Annotated in this window: 17 protein-coding genes and 1 pseudogene; all 18 read left to right on the forward strand. The window is 50.9% G+C overall.

Annotated elements, in window-relative coordinates; genetic code table 11:
- The 18 genes and pseudogenes from ACQ29O_RS07950 (at position 1) to rfbH (ending at position 20,678) form a co-directional block, all read left to right on the forward strand.
- Positions 1-474 (forward strand): GDP-mannose mannosyl hydrolase, encoded by a 474-nt coding sequence (locus tag ACQ29O_RS07950; protein WP_045161592.1) that lies wholly within the window; start codon positions 1-3, stop codon positions 472-474.
- Entirely contained in the window at positions 471-1,694 is a 1,224-nt protein-coding gene (gene wcaI / locus ACQ29O_RS07955) for a colanic acid biosynthesis fucosyltransferase WcaI (RefSeq protein ID WP_000699632.1), read from the forward strand. The genes ACQ29O_RS07950 and wcaI overlap by 4 nt, the downstream gene beginning before the upstream one ends.
- Complete coding sequence (gene cpsB / locus ACQ29O_RS07960) at positions 1,691-3,133, forward strand: mannose-1-phosphate guanyltransferase (protein WP_073938536.1); 1,443 nt, start codon at positions 1,691-1,693, stop codon at positions 3,131-3,133. The genes wcaI and cpsB overlap by 4 nt, the downstream gene beginning before the upstream one ends.
- A gap of 110 nt (positions 3,134-3,243) precedes the next feature.
- Positions 3,244-4,614, forward strand: coding sequence for a colanic acid biosynthesis phosphomannomutase CpsG (cpsG, locus tag ACQ29O_RS07965; RefSeq protein ID WP_020936913.1), 1,371 nt, complete (start codon positions 3,244-3,246; stop codon positions 4,612-4,614).
- Between the two features lie 53 nt (positions 4,615-4,667).
- On the forward strand, positions 4,668-6,062 hold the full coding sequence (wcaJ, locus tag ACQ29O_RS07970) for an undecaprenyl-phosphate glucose phosphotransferase (protein ID WP_000183163.1): 1,395 nt from the start codon (positions 4,668-4,670) through the stop codon (positions 6,060-6,062).
- Positions 6,063-6,163: 101 nt separating this feature from the next.
- Positions 6,164-7,642, forward strand: a complete 1,479-nt coding sequence (wzxC, locus tag ACQ29O_RS07975; RefSeq protein ID WP_000058673.1) for a colanic acid undecaprenyl disphosphate flippase WzxC — start codon at positions 6,164-6,166, stop codon at positions 7,640-7,642.
- A gap of 21 nt (positions 7,643-7,663) precedes the next feature.
- Positions 7,664-8,944 (forward strand): colanic acid biosynthesis pyruvyl transferase WcaK, encoded by a 1,281-nt coding sequence (wcaK, locus tag ACQ29O_RS07980; RefSeq protein ID WP_000770911.1) that lies wholly within the window; start codon positions 7,664-7,666, stop codon positions 8,942-8,944.
- On the forward strand, positions 8,941-10,161 hold the full coding sequence (wcaL, locus tag ACQ29O_RS07985; protein ID WP_000868513.1) for a colanic acid biosynthesis glycosyltransferase WcaL: 1,221 nt from the start codon (positions 8,941-8,943) through the stop codon (positions 10,159-10,161). The genes wcaK and wcaL overlap by 4 nt, the downstream gene beginning before the upstream one ends.
- A 10-nt stretch (positions 10,162-10,171) precedes the next feature.
- A complete protein-coding gene (gene wcaM, locus ACQ29O_RS07990; protein ID WP_001144951.1) occupies positions 10,172-11,575 on the forward strand; it encodes a colanic acid biosynthesis protein WcaM in 1,404 nt (467 codons plus the stop codon).
- Positions 11,576-11,752: 177 nt separating this feature from the next.
- Positions 11,753-12,646, forward strand: a complete 894-nt coding sequence (galF, locus tag ACQ29O_RS07995) for a GalU regulator GalF (RefSeq protein WP_000981469.1) — start codon at positions 11,753-11,755, stop codon at positions 12,644-12,646.
- 376 nt (positions 12,647-13,022) lie between these two features.
- Complete coding sequence (rfbB, locus tag ACQ29O_RS08000; protein WP_253336021.1) at positions 13,023-14,108, forward strand: dTDP-glucose 4,6-dehydratase; 1,086 nt, start codon at positions 13,023-13,025, stop codon at positions 14,106-14,108.
- A complete protein-coding gene (rfbD, locus tag ACQ29O_RS08005) occupies positions 14,108-15,007 on the forward strand; it encodes a dTDP-4-dehydrorhamnose reductase (RefSeq protein WP_001023658.1) in 900 nt (299 codons plus the stop codon). The genes rfbB and rfbD overlap by 1 nt, the downstream gene beginning before the upstream one ends.
- A gap of 47 nt (positions 15,008-15,054) precedes the next feature.
- Positions 15,055-15,933 carry a glucose-1-phosphate thymidylyltransferase RfbA gene (rfbA, locus tag ACQ29O_RS08010; RefSeq protein ID WP_000857535.1) on the forward strand — a complete coding sequence of 293 codons (879 nt, stop codon included), beginning with the start codon at positions 15,055-15,057 and terminating at the stop codon, positions 15,931-15,933.
- Entirely contained in the window at positions 15,934-16,485 is a 552-nt protein-coding gene (rfbC, locus tag ACQ29O_RS08015; protein ID WP_000973709.1) for a dTDP-4-dehydrorhamnose 3,5-epimerase, read from the forward strand. It abuts the gene before it with no gap.
- A 5-nt stretch (positions 16,486-16,490) separates the two neighbouring features.
- A pseudogene (locus tag ACQ29O_RS08020) lies at positions 16,491-17,484 on the forward strand (CDP-6-deoxy-delta-3,4-glucoseen reductase).
- Positions 17,481-18,254 carry a glucose-1-phosphate cytidylyltransferase gene (rfbF, locus tag ACQ29O_RS08025; protein ID WP_000648783.1) on the forward strand — a complete coding sequence of 258 codons (774 nt, stop codon included), beginning with the start codon at positions 17,481-17,483 and terminating at the stop codon, positions 18,252-18,254. The pseudogene ACQ29O_RS08020 and the gene rfbF overlap by 4 nt, the downstream one beginning before the upstream one ends.
- A gap of 4 nt (positions 18,255-18,258) precedes the next feature.
- A complete protein-coding gene (gene rfbG / locus ACQ29O_RS08030) occupies positions 18,259-19,338 on the forward strand; it encodes a CDP-glucose 4,6-dehydratase (protein WP_000565913.1) in 1,080 nt (359 codons plus the stop codon).
- A 26-nt stretch (positions 19,339-19,364) separates the two neighbouring features.
- Positions 19,365-20,678: a lipopolysaccharide biosynthesis protein RfbH gene (gene rfbH / locus ACQ29O_RS08035; RefSeq protein WP_000126349.1), complete on the forward strand. Its 1,314-nt coding sequence runs from the start codon at positions 19,365-19,367 to the stop codon at positions 20,676-20,678.
- Positions 20,679-20,693 lie beyond the last annotated feature (15 nt).

Here is a 20,693-nt window from a genome sequence, read left to right on the forward strand (position 1 = left end):
ATGTTTTTACGTCAGGAAGATTTCGCCGCCGTGGTGCGGACCACGCCCCTCATCTCCCTCGATTTCATCGTGGAAAACGGCCAGGGGGAAATTTTACTGGGCCAGCGTCTCAACCGTCCGGCGCAGGGCTACTGGTTTGTGCCGGGGGGGCGGGTGTGCAAAGACGAAACGCTGGAGGCCGCCTTTGCACGCCTGACGCAGGCGGAACTGGGCGTGCGTCTGCCGCTGGCGGCAGGGACGTTTTATGGCGTCTGGCAGCACTTCTATGACGACAACTTTTCCGGTGAGGATTTTTCAACTCACTACATCGTGCTCGGCTTTCGTCTGCGCGTGACGGAGAGCGATTTACGCCTGCCTGATGCCCAGCATGGCAGTTACCGCTGGCTGACGCCGGAACAGCTTCTGGCAAGCGACAATGTTCATGAGAACAGTCGGGCCTACTTCCTTCCTGACGCGCAGGCGGTGGGCCTATGAAGATCCTGGTCTATGGCATTAACTATTCGCCGGAACTGACCGGTATCGGCAAATATACCGGCGAAATGGTGGCGTGGATGGCGCAGGAAGGCCATGAGGTGCGGGTCATTACTGCGCCGCCGTACTACCCGCAGTGGAAGGTCGGTGAGCGCTATTCCGCCTGGCGCTATCGCCGGGAAGAGGGCGAGGCTACCGTCTGGCGCTGCCCGCTGTATGTGCCGAAACAGCCCTCCACCTTAAAACGACTGCTTCATCTGGGGAGCTTTGCATTGAGCAGTTTTTTCCCACTGATGGCGCAGCGTCGCTGGAAGCCGGATCGGATTATCGGCGTTGTACCGACGCTCTTTTGTACGCCGGGAATGCGCCTGCTGGCGACACTCTCCGGCGCGCGTACCGTTCTGCATATTCAGGATTACGAAGTGGATGCCATGCTCGGCTTAGGAATGGCGGGAAAAGGCAAGCGCGGCAGCGTAGCGCGGTTAGCGACGGCCTTTGAACGCAGCGCGCTGCGTAACGTTGATAATGTTTCGACCATCTCTCGCTCCATGATGAATAAAGCGCGGGAAAAGGGCGTCGCGGCGGAAAAAATCCTCTTTTTTCCGAACTGGTCGGAAGTGGCGCGCTTTCAGGACGTTAATGACGCTGACGTGACGGCTTTGCGTCAGCAGCTTGGCTTGCCAGAGGGCAAAAAAATTGTGCTTTATTCCGGCAATATCGGCGAAAAGCAAGGGCTGGAAAAGGTGATTGACGCCGCGGAACGATTACGCGATCGACCGTTGATTTTTGCGATTGTCGGCCAGGGGGGCGGCAAGGCGCGGCTGGAGAACATGGCCCGCGAACGCGGCCTGGCAAATATTAAATTCCTCCCGCTGCAGCCTTACGACGCCTTACCCGCGCTGCTGAAAATGGGCGACTGCCATCTGGTGGTGCAAAAGCGCGGCGCGGCGGATGCGGTACTGCCCTCCAAGCTGACTAACATTCTGGCGGTCGGCGGTAATGCGGTGATTACCGCTGAGCCGCACACCGAATTAGGACAACTTTGCGCGCGCTATCCGGGCATCGCCGTTTGCGTGGAGCCGGAGTCGACCGACGCGCTGGTCAACGGGATTAGCCAGGCGCTCGCCATGCCGAAAAACAACACGACGGCACGTGAATACGCCGAACGCACGCTCAATAAAGAGAACGTGCTACGCCAATTTATTGCAGATATTCGGGGATGATAATGCGTCAGACAAAACTTTACCCGGTTGTGATGGCCGGTGGCTCCGGTAGCCGATTGTGGCCGCTTTCTCGCGTGCTTTATCCAAAACAGTTTCTGTGCCTGAAAGGCGATCTCACCATGCTGCAAACCACCATTTGCCTTCTGAACGGCGTGGAGTGCGAAAGCCCGGTGGTGATCTGTAACGAACAGCACCGTTTTATCGTTGCCGAACAGCTCCGCCAGCTCAATAAGCTGACGGAGAACATTATTCTTGAGCCCGCCGGGCGCAATACCGCGCCGGCGATTGCGCTGGCGGCGCTGGCGGCGACGCGCCAGCATACGGACTGCGATCCGCTGATGCTGGTACTGGCGGCGGATCATGCAATCGCCAATGAAGAGGCCTTCCGCGACGCGGTGCGCGGCGCCATGCCCTATGCCGACGCGGGCAAACTGGTGACCTTCGGTATCGTGCCGGATCTGCCGGAAACCGGCTATGGCTATATCCGGCGCGGTGATGTCGTGCCGGGCGCGACGGATGCGGTGGCTTTTGAGGTGGCGCAGTTCGTTGAGAAGCCGGGGCTGGAAACCGCTCAGGCCTACGTCGCCAGCGGCGATTACTACTGGAACAGCGGCATGTTTCTGTTCCGCGCCGGACGCTATCTGGAAGAGCTGAAAAAGTTCCGCCCCGATATTCTGGCCGCCTGTGAACAGGCGATGCGCGGCGTCGATCCGGATCTTGACTTCATTCGTGTGGATGAAGAGGCCTTCCTCGCCTGTCCGGAAGAGTCCATTGACTACGCGGTGATGGAGCGAACGGTGGACGCGGTGGTGATGCCGATGGACGCGGGCTGGAGCGATGTCGGCTCGTGGTCCTCGCTGTGGGAAATCAGCGCCCATACCCCGGAGGGAAACGTCCACCACGGCGACGTCATCAGCCATAAAACGGAAAACAGCTACGTTTACGCCGAATCCGGCCTGGTGACCACCGTCGGCGTGAAGGATCTGGTGGTGGTGCAGACCAAAGACGCCGTGCTGATTGCCGATCGCCACGCGGTGCAGGACGTGAAAAAGGTGGTGGAGAAGATCAAGGCCGACGGACGCCATGAGCACCACATGCACCGTGAGGTTTACCGTCCGTGGGGCAAATACGACTCCATCGACGCGGGCGAGCGCTATCAGGTGAAGCGTATTACCGTCAAGCCGGGGGAGGGACTGTCGGTGCAGATGCACCATCACCGCGCCGAGCACTGGGTGGTGGTGGCGGGGACCGCCAGAGTCACCATCAACGGCGAGGTTAAGCTGCTCGGTGAAAACGAGTCCATCTATATTCCGCTGGGGGCGACTCACTGCCTGGAAAATCCGGGAAAAATACCGCTCGATTTAATTGAAGTGCGTTCCGGCTCGTATCTCGAAGAGGACGACGTGGTGCGGTTCGAGGACCGTTACGGGCGGGTCTGACGCCTGCAATTATGCCCGGTAAGCGCAACGCGCCATCCGGCAATGAATAACAATAACGATGCTGGCCATTTACGGTCAGGGCTAACTGTTGCCTGAAGAAGGGTAAGCACATGACAAAATTAACCTGTTTCAAGGCCTACGACATTCGCGGCAGGCTGGGCGAAGAGCTCAATGAAGATATCGCGTGGCGGATTGGCCGCGCCTACGGCGAATATTTAAAACCGAAAACCATCGTGCTGGGCGGCGACGTGCGTCTGACCAGCGAGGCGCTGAAGCTGGCGCTGGCGAAAGGGTTACAGGACGCGGGCGTTGACGTGCTGGATATCGGTATGTCCGGCACCGAAGAGATTTACTTCGCCACCTTCCACCTTGGCGTGGACGGCGGTATTGAGGTGACCGCCAGCCATAACCCGATGGACTACAACGGTATGAAGCTGGTACGCGAGGGCGCCCGCCCGATAAGCGGCGACACCGGTCTGCGCGACGTTCAGCGTCTGGCGGAAGCGGGCGACTTCCCGCCGGTGAACGAGGCCGCGCGCGGCAGCTACAGACAAATCAGCCTGCGCGACGCCTACATCGGCCACCTGCTCGGCTATATCAGTGTTAACAATCTCACCCCGCTGAAGCTGGTGTTTAACGCCGGCAACGGCGCGGCGGGGCCGGTCATTGACGCCATCGAAGCGCGCCTGAAGGCGCTGGGCGCGCCGGTGGAGTTCATCAAAATCCACAACACCCCGGACGGCACCTTCCCGAACGGCATTCCCAACCCGTTGCTGCCGGAGTGTCGCGACGACACCCGCAAGGCCGTTATTGAACACGGGGCGGACATGGGCATCGCCTTTGACGGAGACTTCGACCGCTGCTTCCTGTTCGATGAGAAAGGGCAGTTTATCGAGGGGTACTACATCGTCGGGCTGCTGGCGGAAGCGTTTCTGGAAAAACACCCGGGGGCGAAGATTATCCACGACCCGCGCCTGACCTGGAACACGGAGGCAGTGGTGACGGCGGCGGGCGGGACGCCGGTGATGTCAAAAACCGGGCACGCCTTTATCAAGGAGCGGATGCGTACGGAGGATGCCATTTATGGCGGGGAAATGAGCGCGCATCACTATTTTCGTGATTTTGCCTACTGCGACAGCGGGATGATCCCGTGGCTGCTGGTGGCGGAGCTGGTGTGCCTGAAGAGACAGTCGCTGGGTGAGCTGGTTCGCGACCGGATGGCGGCGTTCCCGGCGAGCGGGGAAATCAACAGCAGACTGGCGGAGCCGGCGGCGGCCATTGCGCGGGTGGAAGCGCACTTTGCGGAAGAGGCGCAGGCGGTGGATCGCACGGACGGTCTCAGCATGTCGTTCGCCGACTGGCGTTTCAACCTGCGCTCGTCGAACACCGAACCGGTGTTGCGCCTGAATGTGGAATCACGCGGCGATATTCCGCTGATGGAAGCGCGAACACGCACTCTGCTGGCGCTGCTGAATCAGTAACGTCAGATCTCCCCTTACCGCCTGCGGGTAAGGGGCCAAACACAGGAACAACGATGACAAATCTAAAAAAGCGCGAACGAGCCAAAACCAATGCATCGTTAATCTCTATGGTGCAACGCTTTTCAGATATCACCATCATGTTTGGCGGGCTGTGGTTCATCTGTGAAGTCAGTGGACTGCCATTCCTGTACATGCACCTGTTGGTGGCGCTGATTACGCTGGTTGTTTTTCAAATGCTGGGCGGGATGACCGATTTTTATCGCTCCTGGCGCGGCGTCAAAATGTCGACAGAGTTAACGCTGTTACTGCAAAACTGGACGCTGAGCCTGATCTTCAGCGCCGGTCTGGTGGCGTTTAATGATGACTTTGACAACCGCCTCGCCACCTGGCTGGCTTGGTATGCGCTGTCCAGCCTGGGCTTAGTGTTATGCCGTTCATTTATTCGTTTCGGCGCGGGCTGGCTACGCAATCGTGGTTATAACACTCGCCGGGTCGCCGTCGCCGGAGATTTGCCTGCGGGTCAGGCGTTGCTGGATAGCTTCCGTAATGAGCCGTGGCTGGGTTTTGAGGTGGTGGGCGTCTATCACGATCCTAAACCGGGCGGCGTCTCTGCTGACTGGGCCGGGAACTTCGAGCAGTTAATTGACGATGCGAAAGCCTCGCGAATTCACAATGTTTATATCGCCATGTCGATGAGCGACGGCGCCATGGTGAAAAAACTGGTGCGCGAGCTGGCCGACACCACCTGCTCGGTGATCCTTATTCCCGATGTGTTCACCTTTAATATTCTCCACTCGCGCGTGGAGGAGATGAGCGGCGTTCCGGTCGTTCCGCTGTATGACACGCCGCTATCAGGGATTAACCGTCTGCTTAAACGGGCAGAAGATATCGTGCTGGCGTCGCTGATTCTGCTGCTCATCTCACCGGTACTGTGCTGCATTGCGCTGGCGGTCAAATTGAGCTCGCCCGGGCCGGTGATTTTCCGTCAGACGCGCTACGGGATGGACGGCAAGCCGATCAAGGTCTGGAAGTTCCGCTCAATGAAGGTGATGGAGAACGATAAGGTCGTTACCCAGGCGACGCAAAACGATCCGCGCGTCACCCGGGTAGGTAACTTTTTGCGTCGTACCTCGCTGGATGAATTGCCGCAGTTTATCAACGTATTAACTGGCGGGATGTCCATCGTCGGTCCTCGCCCGCACGCGGTGGCGCATAACGAACAGTATCGTCAGTTGATTGAAGGTTACATGCTACGCCACAAGATGAAGCCGGGCATCACCGGCTGGGCGCAAATTAATGGCTGGCGCGGTGAGACCGATACGCTGGAGAAAATGGAAAAACGCGTGGAATTCGACCTGGAATACATCCGCGAATGGAGTATTTGGTTCGATATCAAAATCGTTTTTCTGACGATTTTTAAAGGGTTTGTTAATAAAGCGGCGTATTAAGAACCTGACCCACAAGGCTATTTTACTTGCCATATTGCACCAGGGCAGTGCTCAATCTGGCTGCGCCAATGACGCCTTGTGAACAGGTTCTGGAGAAAAGAATGAGTTTACGACAAAAAACGATCAGAGGCGCTAAATGGTCGGCTATCGCCACGATAGTGATTATCGGTCTGGGGTTAATTCAGATGACGGTGCTGGCGCGGATCATCGACAACCACCAGTTTGGCCTGTTGACCGTCTCGCTGGTGATTATCGCGCTGGCCGACACGATCTCGGACTTTGGCATCGCGAACTCGATTATCCAGCGTAAAACGATTGGGCATCTGGAGCTGACCACGCTCTACTGGCTAAACGTTGGGCTTGGGATTGTGGTGTTTGCGGTGGTCTTTTGGCTGAGCGATGCGATTGCCCATGTTTTGCATAACCCGGATCTCGCGCCGTTAATCAAAACGTTGTCGCTGGCGTTCATCGTGATCCCTCACGGGCAGCAGTTCCGCGCTCTGATGCAAAAAGAGCTGGAGTTCAATAAGATCGGCATGATCGAAACGACCTCCGTGCTGGCGGGGTTCACCTTTACGGTGATTAGCGCCCATTACTGGCCGCTGGCGTTAACCGCGATTCTCGGCTATCTGGTGAACAGTGCGGTGCGAACGCTGCTGTTTGGTTACTTTGGCCGCAAGATTTACCGTCCGGGGCTGCATTTTTCGCTGGCATCGGTGTCCACGAACCTGCGTTTTGGCGCGTGGCTGACGGCGGACAGTATCGTCAATTACATCAACACGAATTTATCGACGCTGGTACTGGCGAGAATTCTCGGCGCAAGCGTCGCCGGGGGATATAACCTCGCGTACAACGTGGCGGTTGTGCCGCCGGCGAAGCTTAACCCCATCATTACTCGCGTGCTATTTCCGGCATTCGCCAAAATCCAGGACGATACCGAGAAGCTGCGCGTCAACTTCTATAAGTTGCTTTCCGTGGTGGGAATCATCAATTTTCCCGCGCTGTTGGGCCTGATGGTAGTGGCGAACAATTTTGTGCCGTTAGTGTTTGGCGAGAAGTGGAACAGTATTATCCCGATCCTGCAATTGCTGTGCGTGGTGGGGCTGTTGCGCTCGGTCGGCAACCCGATTGGTTCGCTGCTGATGGCGAAAGCGCGCGTGGATATCAGCTTTAAGTTCAACGTCTTTAAAACGTTTCTGTTTATCCCGGCAATTCTCATTGGCGGCCATCTGGCGGGGGCGATTGGCGTGACGCTGGGGTTCCTGGTGGTGCAAATCATCAACACCATTCTGAGCTATTTCGTGATGATTAAGCCGGTACTCGGCTCCAGCTATCGTCAGTATATTCTCAGCCTGTGGCTACCGTTTTATCTCTCATTGCCAACATTTATTACCAGCTACGGCGCAGGAAAGCTGGCCGACGGCTATTTACCGTTGTCAGGGGTATTCGCACTACAGGTTATGGTCGGTATTTTGAGTTTTATTTTGATGATTATTTTTTCACGCAATGCGCTGGTGATGGAAATTAAAAATCAGCTTGTTGGCAGTGCAAAAATGAAAAAGTTATTACGTGTCGGATGACGGGGATATAAGAGGCTATTTATGAAATTATTAATTTTAGGCAACCACACATGCGGCAACCGTGGTGATAGCGCCATTATGCGCGGTTTGCTTGATGCCATCCGTCAACAGGCGCCGGAGGCGGAGATGGATGTGATGAGCCGTTTCCCGGTGAGTTCCGCCTGGTTGCAGGGGCGCCCGATTATTGCCGACCCGCTGTATCAGTTAAGCCAGAAACAGCAGGCGGCGGCAGGGCTTAACGGTCGGGTGAAAAAAGTATTACGCCGTCGTTTTCAGCATAAAATTTTATTGTCTAAAGTCGCCCAGGAAGGATCGCTGCGTAATTTTGCTATCGCGCCGGAATTTGCCGAATTCGCGCAATTTATTGCGCAGTATGACGCCGTCATTCAGGTGGGCGGTTCAAACTATGTCGACTTATACGGTTTGACTCACTTTGAATATCCGCTGTGCGCGTTTATGGCGAACAAACCAATTTATATGGTGGGACATAGCGTCGGCCCTTTCCAGAATCCTGACTTTAACCAGCTCGCCAATTATGTTTTTGGCCGCACCAGTGCGCTGATCCTGCGTGAAACCGTCAGCCGCGATATGATGACCGCCGCGCAGATCGATACCCGGAAAGTGGAGCAGGGGGTGGATACCGCCTGGTTAGTCGAACGCCGTCACGACGAGTTTGTTGCCAGTTATGCTGTGCAGCACTGGCTGGACGTCACCGCGCGCCGCAAAACCGTCGCGATTACGTTGCGCGATCTGGAGCCGTTTGATAAACGCCTGGGCACCACTCAGCAGGCCTATGAGCAGGCATTTGCCCAGGTCGTGAATCGCCTGATTGCGGACGGTTATCAGGTACTGGCGCTGTCAACCTGCACCAGTATCGATCGCTATAACCGCGATGACCGGATGGTTGCGTTACGGATGGCGAAGTATGTAAACGACTCAGAGAATTTCCATATCGCGATGGACGAACTCAATGACGTGGAAATCGGAAAGATCCTCGCCTCCTGCGTACTGACCATCGGGACGCGCCTGCATTCCGCCATTATCTCCATGAATTTTGGCACACCCGCCATCGCCATTAATTATGAACATAAATCCGCCGGGATTATGCAGCAGCTAGGCCTGGCGGAATTGGCCATCGATATCCGTCACTTGCTGAACGGTTCATTACAAAGCGTGGTGGCCGATACGCTCAATCAATTGCCTGCGCTAAAGGCAAAAGTGGCTAACGCCGTCACCGAGGAGCGGGCGAAAGGGTTCACGATGATCAAATCTGTTCTCGACAGAATTCGGGAGGCGCAATGAAAGTCAGCTTTTTTCTGCTGAAATTTCCACTCTCATCGGAAACCTTTGTGCTGAATCAGATTACTGCGTTTATTGATATGGGCCATGAGGTGGAGATTGTCGCGTTACAAAAAGGCGATACCCAACATACTCACGCCGCCTGGGAGAAGTATGGCCTGGCGGCGAAAACCCGCTGGTTACAGGATGAGCCCCAGGGACGGCTGGCGAAACTGCGCTACCGGGCATGTAAAACGCTGCCGGGGCTGCATCGGGCGGCGACCTGGAAAGCGCTCAATTTTACCCGCTATGGCGATGAATCACGCAATTTGATCCTTTCCGCGATTTGCGCGCAGGTGAGCCAGCCTTTTGGGGCGGATGTGTTCATCGCACACTTTGGTCCGGCGGGCGTGACGGCGGCCAAACTACGCGAACTGGGCGTGCTTCGCGGCAAAATCGCGACTATTTTCCACGGGATTGATATTTCCAGCCGCGAAGTGCTCAGTCATTACACGCCGGAGTATCAGCAGTTGTTTCGTCGTGGCGATCTGATGCTGCCCATCAGCGAACTGTGGGCCGGTCGCCTGAAAAGTATGGGCTGTCCGCCGGAAAAGATTGCCGTTTCGCGCATGGGTGTCGACATGACGCGTTTTACCCATCGTCCGGTGAAAGCGCCAGGGATGCCGCTGGAGATGATTTCCGTCGCGCGCCTGACTGAGAAAAAAGGCCTGCATGTGGCGATTGAAGCCTGTCGGCAACTGAAAGCGCAGGGCGTGGCGTTTCGCTACCGCATTCTGGGCATTGGCCCGTGGGAACGTCGGCTGCGCACGCTCATCGAGCAGTATCAGCTAGAGGATGTCATTGAGATGCCGGGGTTTAAACCGAGCCATGAAGTGAAGGCGATGCTGGATGACGCCGATGTTTTTTTGCTGCCGTCGATTACCGGTACGGATGGCGATATGGAAGGTATTCCGGTAGCGCTGATGGAGGCGATGGCGGTAGGGATTCCCGTGGTATCTACCGTGCATAGCGGTATTCCGGAACTGGTGGAGGCCGGCAAATCCGGCTGGCTGGTGCCGGAAAACGATGCGCAGGCGCTGGCGGCCCGACTCGCTGAGTTCAGCCGGATTGACCACGACACGCTGGAGTCGGTGATCACGCGCGCCCGTGAAAAAGTGGCGCAAGATTTTAATCAGCAGGCGATTAATCGCCAGCTAGCCAGCCTGCTACAAACGATATAAACGAGGTGGTATGCCCGTGAATAAGTTCTCCCGACGTACCCTCCTGACGGCAGGTTCCGCGCTTGCTGTTCTTCCTTTTCTGCGCGCCTTGCCGGTACAGGCGCGTGAACCTCGCGAGACCGTCGATATTAAGGATTATCCGGCGGATGACGGTATCGCCTCGTTCAAACAGGCCTTCGCCGACGGACAGACCGTGGTCGTACCGCCAGGATGGGTGTGTGAAAATATCAATGCGGCGATAACGATTCCGGCGGGAAAAACGCTGCGGGTACAGGGCGCGGTGCGTGGGAATGGCCGGGGACGGTTTATTTTGCAGGACGGGTGTCAGGTGGTGGGGGAGCAGGGCGGCAGTCTGCACAATGTGACGCTGGATGTTCGCGGGTCGGACTGTGTGATTAAAGGCGTGACGATGAGCGGCTTTGGCCCCGTCGCGCAAATTTTCATCGGCGGTAAGGAACCGCAGGTGATGCGTAATCTCATTATCGATGACATCACCGTTACCCACGCCAACTACGCCATTCTCCGCCAGGGATTTCATAACCAAATGGACGGCGCGCGGATTACGCATAGCCGCTTTAGCGATTTGCAGGGGGACGCCATTGAGTGGAATGTCGCGATTCACGACCGCGACATCCTGATTTCCGATCATGTCATCGAACGCATTGATTGTACCAATGGCAAAATCAACTGGGGGATCGGCATCGGGCTGGCGGGTAGCACCTATGACAACAGTTATCCTGAAGATCAGGCAGTAAAAAACTTTGTGGTGGCCAATATTACCGGATCTGATTGCCGACAGCTGGTGCACGTAGAAAATGGCAAACATTTCGTCATTCGCAATGTCAAAGCCAAAAACATCACGCCCGATTTCAGTAAAAATGCGGGTATTGATAACGCAACGATCGCCATTTATGGCTGTGATAATTTCGTCATTGATAATATTGATATGACGAATAGTGCTGGGATGCTCATCGGCTATGGCGTCGTTAAAGGAAAATACCTGTCAATTCCGCAAAACTTTAAATTAAACGCTATTCGGTTGGATAATCGCCAGGTTGCTTATAAATTACGCGGCATTCAAATTTCCTCCGGCAACATCCCCTCTTTTGTCGCCATCACCAATGTACGGATGACGCGTGCTACGCTGGAACTGCATAATCAACCGCAGCACCTCTTTCTGCGTAATATCAACGTGATGCAAACTTCAGCGATTGGCCCGGCGTTAAAAATGCATTTCGATTTGCGTAAAGATGTCCGTGGTCAATTTATGGCCCGCCAGGACACGCTGCTTTCCCTCGCTAATGTTCATGCCATCAATGAAAACGGGCAGAGTTCCGTGGATATCGACAGGATTAATCACCAAACCGTGAATGTCGAAGCAGTGAATTTTTCGCTGCCGAAGCGGGGAGGGTAAGTACCGCTATTTTTACGAAAATTCCTGGGAAAAAGTTGTTCATACTTAATGTTATGGTGCCGACTAAGACGTAATGTAAAGCGTGCCATCATTATCCCTGGCAGCAGAGTAATTCATGCTGGCGAAAACAAGCTAAAGAGCTATAATTCAGCAACCATTTTACAGGTGGAAGAAACAATGATGAATTTGAAAGCAGTTATACCGGTAGCGGGTTTGGGTATGCATATGTTGCCTGCCACCAAGGCAATCCCAAAAGAGATGCTACCGATCGTCGACAAGCCAATGATTCAGTACATTGTCGATGAGATTGTGGCTGCAGGGATCAAAGAAATCGTACTGGTGACTCACGCGTCTAAAAACGCCGTTGAGAACCACTTCGACACCTCTTATGAACTTGAATCACTTCTTGAGCAGCGCGTTAAGCGCCAGCTTTTGGCGGAAGTGCAATCTATCTGCCCACCGGGCGTGACGATTATGAACGTTCGCCAGGCGCAGCCGTTAGGGCTGGGGCACTCTATTCTGTGCGCGCGTCCGGTCGTGGGCGATAACCCTTTCATTGTGGTACTCCCGGATATTATTATCGATGATGCTACCGCCGATCCGCTGCGCTATAACCTTGCGGCGATGGTGGCGCGTTTCAATGAAACGGGTCGCAGCCAGGTGCTGGCGAAGCGCATGAAAGGTGATTTATCGGAGTATTCCGTTATCCAGACGAAAGAACCTCTGGATAATGAAGGCAAAGTCAGCCGGATTGTGGAGTTTATCGAAAAACCGGATCAGCCGCAGACGCTGGATTCCGATTTGATGGCGGTAGGCCGTTATGTGCTTTCAGCCGACATCTGGGCGGAACTGGAAAGAACCGAACCGGGCGCCTGGGGCCGTATCCAGCTCACCGATGCCATTGCAGAACTGGCGAAAAAACAGTCGGTTGACGCGATGCTAATGACGGGTGACAGCTATGACTGCGGTAAAAAAATGGGCTACATGCAGGCATTTGTGAAGTACGGGCTGCGCAACCTGAAAGAAGGAGCGAAGTTCCGTAAGAGCATAGAGCAGCTTTTGCATGAATAAGTATTAACAACCGTGATAAATGGTTGGTGATAAACATAATAACGGCAGTGAACACTCGAAGCGGCAAGTTGGCTGAAGCGAGTGTTGACTGCCGTTTTAGTTTTGTATAAAGGGCTTAAGTAACAAGGGGTTATCTGGAGCATTTTAATGCTGATTTTATAAGATTAATCCTTGTTTCCGGATGCAATTAATAAGACAATTAGCGTTTAAGTTTTAGTGAGCTTTGCCCTGCTGGGCGAGGTTTGTAACAAGTCGATATGTACGCAGTGCACTGGTAGCTGATGAGCCAGGGGCGGTAGCGTGTGTAACGACTTGAGCAATTAATTTTTATTGGCAAATTAAATACCACATTAAATACGCCTTATGGAATAGAAAAGTGAAGATACTTATTACTGGCGGGGCAGGTTTTATTGGATCAGCTGTTGTCCGCCATATTATTAAGAATACACAGGACACTGTAGTTAATATTGATAAATTAACCTACGCCGGTAATCTTGAATCCCTTTCTGATATTTCTGAGAGTAATCGCTACAATTTTGAACACGCGGATATTTGTGATTCCGCTGAAATAACGCGTATTTTTGAGCAGTACCAGCCGGACGCGGTGATGCATTTGGCTGCAGAAAGTCATGTGGACCGTTCGATTACCGGGCCAGCAGCATTTATTGAAACCAATATCGTCGGCACCTATGTACTTCTTGAAGTTGCGCGTAAATACTGGTCTGCGCTTGGCGAAGATAAAAAAAATAATTTTCGTTTTCATCATATTTCCACTGATGAAGTTTACGGCGATTTACCGCATCCTGATGAAGTTGAAAACAGCGTTACGCTGCCGTTATTTACTGAAACAACGGCATATGCGCCAAGTAGCCCCTATTCTGCGTCAAAAGCATCCAGCGATCATTTAGTCCGTGCCTGGCGGCGTACCTATGGTCTACCAACGATCGTTACCAATTGTTCTAATAACTATGGCCCTTATCACTTCCCTGAAAAACTGATTCCGTTGGTCATTTTGAACGCACTGGAAGGAAAGCCTTTGCCAATTTATGGCAAAGGGGATCAGATTCGCGATTGGCTATATGTAGAAGATCATGCTCGCGTGCTTCATATGGTAGTGACTGAAGGCAAGGCGGGGGAGACTTATAACATTGGTGGCCACAATGAGAAGAAAAATCTCGATGTGGTATTTACCATCTGTGATCTGCTGGACGAGATTGTACCCAAAGCGACTTCTTATCGTGAACAAATCACTTATGTCGCGGATCGTCCGGGCCATGATCGTCGTTATGCCATTGATGCAGGTAAAATTAGCCGCGAATTAGGCTGGAAACCGCTGGAGACCTTTGAAAGCGGTATTCGTAAAACAGTGGAATGGTACCTTGCAAATACTCAATGGGTAAACAATGTTAAAAGTGGGGCGTATCAGAGTTGGATAGAACAGAACTATGAAGGACGCCAGTAATGAATATCTTACTTTTTGGTAAGACAGGGCAAGTAGGCTGGGAGTTGCAACGTTCTCTGGCACCAGTAGGGAATCTGATTGCCCTGGATGTCCATTCAAAAGAGTTTTGCGGTGATTTTAGTAATCCGAAAGGCGTTGCCGAAACCGTTCGTAAGCTTCGTCCCGATGTGATTGTTAACGCAGCAGCACATACTGCAGTAGATAAAGCAGAGTCTGAACCAGAACTGGCGCAGTTACTTAACGCCACCAGTGTGGAAGCCATCGCTAAAGCAGCCAACGAAACTGGCGCATGGGTAGTGCATTATTCAACCGATTATGTATTTCCTGGTACCGGCGATATCCCATGGCAGGAAACGGACGCTACGTCGCCGCTGAATGTCTATGGCAAGACCAAACTGGCGGGAGAAAAGGCCCTGCAGGATAACTGCCCTAAGCATCTTATCTTCCGCACCAGTTGGGTTTATGCAGGTAAGGGCAATAATTTCGCAAAGACAATGCTTCGTCTGGCGAAAGAGCGTCAGACACTTTCAGTCATCAACGATCAGTACGGTGCGCCAACCGGTGCAGAATTACTGGCTGACTGCACGGCTCATGCGATCCGTGTGGCGTTAAAGAAACCAGAAGTCGCAGGTCTTTACCATCTGGTTGCCGGGGGAACCACAACCTGGCATGACTACGCGGCCTTAGTCTTTGACGAGGCGCGCAAAGCAGGGATAACGCTTGCGCTGACTGAGCTTAATGCTGTGCCGACCAGCGCCTACCCGACGCCGGCGAGCAGACCAGGCAATTCGCGTCTCAATACTGAAAAGTTTCAGCGTAATTTTGACCTTATTCTGCCGCAATGGGAATTAGGAGTTAAGCGCATGCTGACTGAAATGTTTACGACGACAACCATCTGATAAATTTAAATGCCCATCAGGGCATTTTCTATGAATGAGAAATGGAAATGAAAACGCGTAAGGGCATTATTTTAGCGGGGGGCTCCGGCACCCGTCTTTATCCGGTGACCATGGCGGTAAGTAAGCAATTGCTACCAATTTATGATAAACCGATGATTTACTATCCCCTTTCCACGCTTATGCTGGCAGGCATTCGGGATATCCTGATCATCAGTACGCCACAGGACACGCCGCGTTTTCAACAACTGCTGGGAGACGGCAGCCAGTGGGGGCTGAATCTTCAATATAAAGTACAGCCAAGCCCGGATGGCTTAGCACAGGCGTTTATTATTGGTGAAGAGTTCATTGGTAATGATGATTGTGCATTAGTACTGGGTGACAATATCTTCTATGGTCATGATTTACCAAAGTTAATGGAAGCTGCCGTTAATAAAGAAAGTGGTGCTACCGTCTTTGCTTATCATGTAAACGATCCGGAGCGCTACGGTGTGGTTGAGTTTGACCAAAGTGGCACAGCCGTTAGTCTGGAGGAAAAACCGTTACAACCGAAGAGTAATTACGCGGTAACGGGGCTGTATTTTTATGATAATAGCGTGGTGGAGATGGCGAAAAATCTTAAGCCTTCCGCTCGCGGTGAGTTAGAAATCACGGATATTAACCGTATCTATATGGATCAGGGAAGATTGTCTGTCGCTATGATGGGGCGCGGTTATGCCTGGCTGGATACAGGGACGCATCAGAGTTTGATAGAGGCCAGTAATTTTATTGCAACCATCGAAGAACGCCAGGGGCTAAAAGTGTCCTGCCCGGAAGAGATCGCATTTCGTAAAAATTTTATAAATGCACAACAGGTTATAGAACTGGCCGGGCCATTATCAAAAAATGATTATGGCAAATATTTGCTGAAGATGGTGAAAGGTTTATAAGTGATGATTGTGATTAAAACAGCAATACCAGATGTCTTGATCTTAGAGCCTAAAGTTTTTGGCGATGAGAGGGGATTCTTTTTTGAAAGTTATAACCAGCAGACCTTTGAAGAGTTGATTGGACGTAAAGTTACATTTGTTCAAGATAATCATTCAAAATCCAAAAAGAACGTACTCAGAGGGCTACATTTTCAGAGAGGAGAAAATGCACAGGGGAAGTTAGTTCGTTGTGCTGTCGGTGAGGTTTTTGATGTTGCGGTCGATATCCGAAAAGAATCGCCTACTTTTGGTCAATGGGTTGGCGTAAATCTATCTGCTGAGAATAAGCGACAGCTTTGGATTCCAGAAGGTTTTGCTCATGGTTTTGTTACTCTTAGTGAGTATGCAGAGTTTCTGTACAAAGCAACTAATTATTACTCACCTTCATCGGAAGGTAGCATTTTATGGAATGATGAGACAATAGGTATTGAATGGCCTTTTTCTCAGCTGCCTGAGCTTTCAGCAAAAGATGCTGCAGCACCTTTACTGCATCAAGCCTTGTTAACAGAGTAAGCATCGTGTCTCATATTATTAAGATTTTTCCATCAAATATTGAATTTTCCGGTAGAGAGGATGAATCAATCCTCGATGCTGCGCTATCGGCTGGCATCCATCTTGAACATAGCTGCAAAGCGGGTGATTGTGGTATCTGTGAGTCCGATTTGTTGGCGGGAGAAGTTGTTGACTCCAAAGGTAATATTTTTGGACAGGGTGATAAAATACTAACCTGCTGCTGTAAACCTAAAACCGCCCTTGAGCTAAATGCGCATTTTTTTCCTGAACTAGCTGGACAGACAAAAAAAATTGTCCCATGCAAGGTAAATAGTGCTGTACTGGTTTCAGGCGATGTTATGACTTTGAAGTTACGCACACCACCAACAGCAAAAATTGGCTTCCTTCCAGGGCAGTATATCAATTTACATTATAAAGGTGTAACTCGCAGTTATTCTATCGCTAATAGTGATGAGTCGAATGGTATTGAGTTGCATGTAAGGAATGTTCCCAATGGTCAGATGAGCTCTCTCATTTTTGGGGAATTACAAGAAAATACTCTTATGCGCATTGAAGGACCTTGCGGAACATTTTTTATTCGTGAAAGTGACAGACCTATAATCTTCCTTGCAGGCGGTACTGGATTCGCTCCAGTTAAATCAATGGTTGAGCATCTCATTCAGGGAAAATGTCGTCGTGAGATCTACATCTACTGGGGAATGCAAGATAGTAAAGATTTTTACTCTGCATTACCGCAGCAGTGGAGTGAACAGCACGACAACGTTCATTATATCCCTGTTGTTTCTGGTGATGACGCCGAATGGGGGGGAAGAAAGGGATTTGTCCATCATGCTGTGATGGATGATTTTGATTCTCTAGAGTTCTTCGATATATATGCATGTGGTTCACCTGTGATGATCGATGCCAGTAAAAAGGACTTTATGATGAAAAATCTCTCTGTAGAACATTTCTATTCTGATGCATTTACCGCATCTAAATAATATTGAGGATAATTTATGAAAGCGGTCATCCTGGCTGGTGGACTTGGTACCAGACTAAGTGAAGAAACAATTGTAAAACCAAAACCGATGGTAGAAATTGGTGGCAAGCCTATTCTTTGGCACATTATGAAAATGTATTCTGTGCATGGTATCAAGGATTTTATTATCTGCTGTGGTTATAAAGGATATGTGATTAAAGAATATTTTGCGAACTACTTCCTTCACATGTCAGATGTAACATTCCATATGGCTGAAAATCGTATGGAAGTTCACCATAAACGTGTTGAACCATGGAATGTCACATTGGTTGATACGGGTGATTCTTCAATGACTGGTGGTCGTCTGAAACGTGTTGCTGAATACGTAAAAGATGACGAGGCTTTCCTGTTTACTTATGGTGATGGCGTTGCCGACCTTGATATCAAAGCGACTATCGATTTCCATAAGGCTCACGGTAAGAAAGCGACTTTAACAGCTACTTTTCCACCAGGACGCTTTGGCGCATTAGATATCCAAGCTGGTCAGGTCCGGTCATTCCAGGAAAAACCGAAAGGCGATGGGGCAATGATCAATGGTGGTTTCTTTGTGTTGAATCCATCGGTTATCGATCTCATCGATAACGATGCAACAACCTGGGAACAAGAGCCATTAATGACATTGGCACAACAGGGGGAGTTAATGGCTTTTGAACACCCAGGTTTCTGGCAGCCGATGGATACCCTACGTGATAAAGTTTACCTTGAAGGGCTGTGGGAAAAAGGTAAAGCTCCGTGGAAAACCTGGGAGTAAGTAGATGATTGATAAAAATTTTTGGCAAGGTAAACGTGTATTCGTTACCGGCCATACTGGCTTTAAAGGAAGCTGGCTTTCGCTATGGCTGACTGAAATGGGTGCAATTGTAAAAGGCTATGCACTTGATGCGCCAACTGTTCCAAGTTTATTTGAGATAGTGCGTCTTAGTGATCTTATGGAATCTCATATTGGCGACATTCGTGATTTTGAAAAGCTGCGCAATTCTATTGCAGAATTTAAGCCAGAAATTGTTTTCCATATGGCAGCCCAGCCTTTAGTGCGCCTATCTTATGAACAGCCAATCGAAACATACTCAACAAATGTTATGGGTACTGTCCATTTGCTTGAAGCAGTTAAGCAAGTAGGTAACATAAAGGCAGTCGTAAATATCACCAGTGATAAGTGCTACGACAATCGTGAGTGGGTGTGGGGCTATCGTGAGAACGAACCCATGGGAGGGTACGATCCATACTCTAATAGTAAAGGTTGTGCAGAATTAGTCGCGTCTGCATTCCGGAACTCATTCTTCAATCCTGCAAATTATGAGCAACATGGCGTTGGTTTGGCGTCTGTGAGGGCTGGTAATGTCATAGGCGGAGGCGATTGGGCTAAAGACCGTTTAATTCCCGATATTCTGCGCTCATTTGAAAATAACCAGCAGGTTATTATTCGAAACCCATATTCTATCCGTCCCTGGCAGCATGTACTGGAGCCTCTTTCTGGTTACATTGTGGTGGCGCAACGCTTATATACAGAAGGTGCTAAGTTTTCTGAAGGATGGAATTTCGGCCCGCGTGATGAAGATGCGAAGACGGTCGAATTTATTGTTGACAAGATGGTCACGCTTTGGGGTGATGATGCAAGCTGGTTACTGGATGGTGAGAATCATCCTCATGAGGCACATTACCTGAAACTGGATTGCTCTAAAGCAAATATGCAATTAGGATGGCATCCGCGTTGGGGATTGACTGAAACACTTGGTCGCATCGTAAAATGGCATAAAGCATGGATTCGCGGCGAAGATATGTTGATTTGTTCAAAGCGTGAAATCAGCGACTATATGTCTGCAACTACTCGTTAAGAAAATAAGTTTAAGGAATCAAAGTAATGACAGCAAATAACCTGCGTGAGCAAATCTCTCAGCTTGTCGCTCAGTATGCGAATGAGGCATTGAGCCCGAAACCTTTTGTTGCAGGTACAAGCGTTGTGCCTCCTTCCGGGAAGGTTATTGGTGCCAAAGAGTTACAATTGATGGTTGAGGCGTCTCTTGATGGATGGCTAACTACTGGTCGTTTCAATGATGCCTTTGAGAAAAAACTTGGGGAATTTATTGGGGTTCCTCATGTTTTAACGACTACATCTGGCTCTTCGGCAAACTTGCTGGCACTGACTGCGCTGACTTCCCCAAAATTAGGCGAGCGTGCTCTCAAACCTGGTGATGAGGTTATTACTGTCGCTGCTGGCTTCCCGACTACAGTTAACCCGGCGATCCAGAATGGTTTAATACCGGTATTCGTGGATGTTGATATCCCGACATATAATATCGATGCCTCTCTCATTGAAGCTGCAGTTACTGAGAAATCAAAAGCGATAATGATCGCTCATACACTCGGTAATGCATTTAACCTGAGTGAAGTTCGTCGGATTGCCGATAAATATAACTTATGGTTGATTGAAGACTGCTGTGATGCCCTTGGGACGACTTATGAAGGCCAGATGGTAGGTACCTTTGGTGACATCGGAACCGTTAGTTTTTATCCGGCTCACCATATCACAATGGGTGAAGGCGGTGCTGTATTCACCAAGTCAGGTGAACTGAAGAAAATTATTGAGTCGTTCCGTGACTGGGGCCGGGATTGTTATTGTGCGCCAGGATGCGATAACACCTGCGGTAAACGTTTTGGTCAGCAATTGGGATCACTTCCTCAAGGCTATGATCACAAATATACTTATTCCCACCTCGGATATAATCTCAAAATCACGGACATGCAGGCAGCATGTGGTCTGGCTCAGTTGGAGCGCGTAGAAGAGTTTGTAGAGCAGCGTAAAGCTAACTTTTCCTATCTGAAACAGGGCTTGCAATCTTGCACTGAATTCCTCGAATTACCAGAAGCAACAGAGAAATCAGACCCATCCTGGTTTGGCTTCCCTATCACCCTGAAAGAAACTAGCGGTGTTAACCGTGTCGAACTGGTGAAATTCCTTGATGAAGCAAAAATCGGTACACGTTTACTGTTTGCTGGAAATCTGATTCGCCAACCGTATTTTGCTAATGTGAAATATCGTGTAGTGGGTGAGTTGACAAATACCGACCGTATAATGAATCAAACGTTCTGGATTGGTATTTATCCTGGCTTGACTACAGAGCATTTAGATTATGTAGTTAGCAAATTTGAAGAGTTTTTTGGTTTAAATTTCTAATTTTTGAGGGGGGGG

Source organism: Salmonella sp. GDC200615, assembly GCF_050574145.1.
Classification (GTDB): domain Bacteria; phylum Pseudomonadota; class Gammaproteobacteria; order Enterobacterales; family Enterobacteriaceae; genus Salmonella; species Salmonella enterica.